The organism is Halochromatium sp., from assembly GCF_054919635.1.
This window is the reverse complement of record NZ_JBUDPI010000290.1, coordinates 1-4,823: the sequence shown is the minus strand read 5'-3', so window position 1 is coordinate 4,823 and position 4,823 is coordinate 1. Positions and strand designations below refer to the sequence as shown.

Here is a 4,823-nt window from a genome sequence, read left to right as displayed (position 1 = left end):
ACCCAGGGCAACAAATCCATGTGGTTGCCATTGAGGATTACGTTTACCTCGTGCCGTTTATCGAGTCGGATGAGGAAGTTTTCCTAAAGACAGTGATTCCGAGTCGGAAGGCAACCAAAGCGTATCGAGGTGCCAAGAAATGAGCGAGCTAGATCAAGAAGAAAGAGAGATTCTAGAGGCATACGAATCCGGTAAGGTGAAACCTGCGAAGGATGCAGCCGAGACACAGAAGCGGCATCAGGAGTATGCCGAAGCCATGTTTAAGAAAGATGCGCGGATTAATATCCGTCTATCTTCAAAAGATCTCCGAGGGTTACAGAAAAAAGCCCTTGCCGAGGGTATTCCGTATCAAACATTAGTTGCCAGTATCCTTCACAAATATGTAGAAGGTCGTCTGCATGAAAATGGCAGCTAACGAATACGGTTAGACAGACGTGCGCCACTATTTTGGAGGCCGCACCAAGGATAATAACAACCGATCGTGAACCAAGCCGCCCACAACAAACTGATCTCCTTCATCTGGTCCATTGCTGATGACTGTCTGCGCGATGTCTATGTTCGCGGCAAGTATCGCGATGTCATCCTGCCGATGGTCGTCTTGCGTCGCCTCGACACCTTGCTGGAGCCGAGCAAGGCGGCGGTTCTGGAGGAGGTTCGTTTCCAGCGCGAGGAGATGCAGGCGACGGAGCTCGATGATGCGCCGCTGAAAGAGGCCGCGGGCTACGTCTTCTACAACACCAGCAAGTGGACCATGAAGCAGCTCCATGCCACCGCGACCATTTAGCCAGTCGCCGCGCGTGCACTGCAGAGCGGCGCTAGCTTGAGCAGTTGCTGGGCCTGTACGAGGCAGCGGTCGCGAGTCTCCGGATCGAGAGTCCGAACCCAGCGCGCGGGGAGGGCGGCTGAGCCATAGAGGGCGCCGGCGATCATGCCGAGGATGGCGCCGGTGGTGTCGGCATCGCCGCCGCGGTTGACGACGTCGATCAGTGCAGACTCGAGATCCTCTGTCGCGAACAGGGCCTGGAACACGGTGCGCAGGGTGTCGGCGATGAAGCCGCTGGGGTTCTCGATGCGCTTGCGGTCGTACGCGTAGACCGGGTCTTCAGCGACCAGTCCGTCTGCCAGCAGCTTGAGATCCTTGCGTGTGCCACCGAGCAGACCGGCCTGCACCATGCGGATGACGCAGAGGGTGCCGGCGTCGGAGGTCGGGTTGTTGTGGGTGACGTGGGCCTGGCGCCGATTGGCCTCGGCAACGTCGTCGACGTCGGCGCCGACCGTGGCTAGGGCGACTGGCAGGCAGCGCATGCAGGCGCCGTTGCCGGCATCGAATGCGCTTTCGGGAGACTTCCACTCGCCAGTTCGACGGTAATGAGAGATACCGCGGCGTACGGTATTGCCGATGTCGACCGGTTTGCTGCGCATCCAGTTGCTGAAGGCCTCGGCTGCGGCTTCGGCGTCGACCTTGCCCGCGGCGAGGATGCTTTCGCCCAGCGCAAGTGCCATTTCGGTATCGTCGGTGACGCGGCCCTTGCGTAGCCAAAGCCAGCCGCCGCCCTTGATGTCGCGGTGCTCGCGATACTGGTCGCGGATCTCGCGCGGGGTCATGAACTCGACGGTTGCACCGAGCGCATCGCCAACGGCGAGGCCCAGATAGGCACCGATGGCGCGACGCTTGATCAGATCGCCGCTGCCGTTCTCGGCCAGCAGCAGGAATTCAGTTCTCAGGCCCGAAACAAGCATGATAGTCGACGCAGACCTCGCAGGAGGGTGAACGGCAGGTGTAGATGCCCTCGGCCTCACAGAGTTGCTTGTACAAGAAGCGCTTCCACTTCATGTCGCGGCTGTTCTGACTTGCCAGTGCCGGGAAATTCTGAGCCATCAGAAAGCTCAGCTCGGCGCGTTGGAGCAGGCCGAGGTCCTGCCAGAGATGATCGCTGCCCATGCAGCCAGCGGCTATGATCCCAGCCATCCAATGCTGCTCTGGGCTCGGTTCCTCGCCTAAGCGCGGCGCGGACGGCTCAGCGAACGGATCGCTCGTCGCCTGGGTCGGCGCGTCTGAAGGCCGACCTGCCGGTTTCTTAAACATGGGTCTCTTAAACATCGGTGTCTTGAGCAAGAGTCGAACCAGTTCGTCGCGCTCATCGACCCGGGCCGGGTCGAGCTGGCGCCCGGGCTGCGGGAACGAGGTCTGTCGCAGCGCCGGGAAGTGATCGGCAATCAAGTCCGCAAAGGCCTCGGGCGTGAGACCGAGCCAGTTCGGCATGGCCCCGAGGCCGAGGCGTTGACTGGCGAGCATGGAGGCGATGATGGCGTCATTGGCACGACCGGTGGCATGGCTGAGAAGCCAGTGCCGCCAGTATGCGACGTCCTGATCAAGCCCGTGCTCGCGTTGATGCGCTGCCGGCGGTTGCGCCTGCTGTCCTGGCCGGTGCACTTGCAAGGAGCGCAATGCCGTGCGCTGCACCGATTCCGAGCCACCGTCATCGGCCGGCCCTGATCGGGTGCTCGCGCTATTGATCGGCGTTTGGGCCGCTCGAGCAGGCGCAGGCATGGCTCAGTACTCGACCAGGACGTCTTCGTCGCGAACGATCATCTGGCAGGCCAGGCGCCATTCGCTCGGCATGTCGTCCACATGAAGCTGGTCGATTTGATCCTGCGTCAGCTTGCCGAGTTCCTTGAGCACCGTCTGCTCTTTATCGGTCAAGAAATAGCCCATGCGGTCCTTTTCGTCGACGCTGGTCACGCGCACCAGGCAATGGCCGCATTCGCCGTCCTGACAGTCGAATTGGACCGGGATCTTGTTCTCCTTGGCGATCTTGAGCAGGGTCTCGGTGTGGCTGCCGGCGACCGCGTAGACGGTCTTGTCTTTGTAGTCGGGGTTGGAAAAGGTCACGAGTGCCATTGGTCGGGCTCCGTGTTGGGGTGAGTTGGAATGCAGTGAAGCACTGCCCTGTGTTGTGCGGTTGAGCGTTAGGCTGGTTTAACGGTGCAGTCGCCGATGATCTGGGCTTGGCAGGCGAGGCGGTCATGGCGGCTGGCCATGTTCTCGCGCAAGACCTTTTCTTCGAGCACCGAGGGCTCGGTCAGATTGTTCCAGCCTTCGACGACGTGCATCATGCAGGTGCCGCAGTCGCCCTCGCGGCAGCCGTAGATGATGCCGGCACCGATCTTCTCGGAGACATCGATGACGCGGATGCCGGCCGGGACGTTGACGGTTTGGTCAATGTCCTGAAAGGTCACTTTTGCCTTGGCCATGTCGTGTATTCCTCTTGGTCTTGGTTGCAATGGGATGGGGGGTTGGAACCATCGGGCGCCGTCTTGCGACGCTTCTGTGGCTAGGCCTCGCTAAGGTTCATAGCGCGTCGCCACCTTGGACGACGAGGCGCCTGTTTCCGGGCCGGCACAGGCATCTTCAGTCCGCGGAGTCGGTCGTCATTGCTCTAAACGGGGCCGAAAACAGCTTAACGAGCGCGGATCTCGGCCATGGCCAAGCTCCAGCGCTCGGGTGGGATTCCCGTCAGCGAGCCGGGCGGATTGACGGGGATGCCGCTGGCATCGAGGATCGCGCCCTCGATCGGGCAGATGCTTGCGCATTGCGGCTCGGCGAAGTCGCCGACGCATTCACTGCACTGGCTCGGGTCGATGATGAAATGCGGCTTAACGGCTTGGATCGCCTGGCTTGGGCACAGCGGCTCGCAGGCCCAGCAGTTCACACAGCCATCAGTGATTCGGTACGCCATGATGTTTCCTTCAGTCTTGTTGCTGGCCGCGTGTCACGCGGGCCGCGTAGCCGCGAAGAGGAGGCGACGAGCCGTTTGCAGGCGTGCCTTTCCCAGAGGCGGTGGTGCTTGGGCGGTCTGCGTCGAGACTCACAAGGTGATGCTCGGCCAATCGCTTCGGGGTGCTCTTTCGTCTTCGCGCGACCGTCTTGCTTGCAACGCGCTCAAGCGCTCAGTGCGCTCATCGGCTCGGCCTGGCTGAGCGCGCCGTTTGCGGCGAGCTCGGCATAGACGGCGGCAACGGCGGTCTCGATCGGCTCCATCGCGTACTCGCCGTTGGGCGTGATGCCGGCAGCCTCGAGGGCGTCCCAAGGCTCGATGCCGATCTTGGAGCAGAGCACGGCGGCGCAGCCCTCGAGTGCACGCAGGGTGCCCGCGAGGGCGGATTCGGCTTCGCCGCAGGTCGTGTCGCCTGTGCAGTAGGCGTCGACGCGGCGGGTGCCGATGAAGCGCACGTCCTGGGCGTCGGCCTCATAGACCAGGAACTCGCGGGCATGCCCGAAGTGCTGATTGATCACGCCGCTGCCGCTGCTGGCGACGGCGACGCGCAGTGCGCGACTGGCTGTGCCCGTCGGTGCCTTCGCTTGCGGTGAGGCTGACCGAGCGGATGCGAGCGGTGTTACTGCGTGCGTTGCGAGCGATGTTGTTTCCGCGACCGAGGTCGGGGCAGAAACCGCGCTCGGCTCGCTTGAGGCCGATGCCGGGCGACGGCGAGTCAGCGAGTCGAGGGCAACGAAGACCTCACCGCGCGGCGTCTGCGTCGTCTGTTGACGAGCCTCGCGCTGGGCTTGGCGTTTGGCCTCGATCTCCGCGTGCACCGCGGCTCGGCGCTGCATCGCGGCCGCGTAGTCGATGTCCATCTGCTCGATCTTCTCGACCGAGAACTCGGCGCCGCGATCCTCACCGAGCATGCCGACCGCATCGGCACGGCATTGACGGCAGTGGCGCATCATCGCCATATCGCCGCTGCAGGCATCTTGCAGGGCCTGCAGCTCATCGTGGGTCGGTCCGCGCTGGCCCATGAGGCCGTAGAAGGTGCCATGC

General features: G+C 62.5%; 8 protein-coding genes. 2 read left to right on the top strand and 6 right to left on the bottom strand.

Annotated elements, in window-relative coordinates; all coding sequences use genetic code 11:
* Positions 1–139 precede the first annotated feature (139 nt).
* Entirely contained in the window at positions 140–415 is a 276-nt protein-coding gene (locus tag ACY693_RS15070) for an antitoxin (RefSeq protein ID WP_462322633.1), read from the top strand.
* Positions 416–481: 66 nt separating this feature from the next.
* Positions 482–784 carry a type I restriction-modification system subunit M N-terminal domain-containing protein gene (locus ACY693_RS15065; protein WP_462322632.1) on the top strand — a complete coding sequence of 101 codons (303 nt, stop codon included), beginning with the start codon at positions 482–484 and terminating at the stop codon, positions 782–784.
* Here ACY693_RS15065 and draG read toward each other — a convergent pair.
* From draG to ACY693_RS15035, 6 genes are all read right to left on the bottom strand, one after another.
* Positions 781–1,740, bottom strand: coding sequence for an ADP-ribosyl-[dinitrogen reductase] hydrolase (draG, locus tag ACY693_RS15060; protein WP_462322631.1), 960 nt, complete (start codon positions 1,738–1,740; stop codon positions 781–783). The genes ACY693_RS15065 and draG overlap by 4 nt on opposite strands.
* A complete protein-coding gene (locus ACY693_RS15055; RefSeq protein ID WP_462322630.1) occupies positions 1,715–2,551 on the bottom strand; it encodes a nitrogen fixation protein NifQ in 837 nt (278 codons plus the stop codon). Before ACY693_RS15055 ends, draG begins: the two co-directional genes overlap by 26 nt.
* Before the next feature lie 3 nt (positions 2,552–2,554).
* The gene (locus ACY693_RS15050; RefSeq protein WP_323682987.1) at positions 2,555–2,902 is read right to left on the bottom strand and encodes a 2Fe-2S iron-sulfur cluster-binding protein; all 348 of its coding nucleotides are present in this window, start codon (positions 2,900–2,902) and stop codon (positions 2,555–2,557) included.
* A gap of 68 nt (positions 2,903–2,970) precedes the next feature.
* Positions 2,971–3,255, bottom strand: a complete 285-nt coding sequence (locus tag ACY693_RS15045; RefSeq protein ID WP_200242678.1) for a 2Fe-2S iron-sulfur cluster-binding protein — start codon at positions 3,253–3,255, stop codon at positions 2,971–2,973.
* A gap of 206 nt (positions 3,256–3,461) precedes the next feature.
* Positions 3,462–3,740: a 4Fe-4S binding protein gene (locus ACY693_RS15040; RefSeq protein WP_462322629.1), complete on the bottom strand. Its 279-nt coding sequence runs from the start codon at positions 3,738–3,740 to the stop codon at positions 3,462–3,464.
* 203 nt (positions 3,741–3,943) lie between these two features.
* Positions 3,944–4,823 (bottom strand): NifB/NifX family molybdenum-iron cluster-binding protein (locus ACY693_RS15035; protein WP_462322628.1); only part of this gene is annotated, 880 nt, incomplete at its 5' end.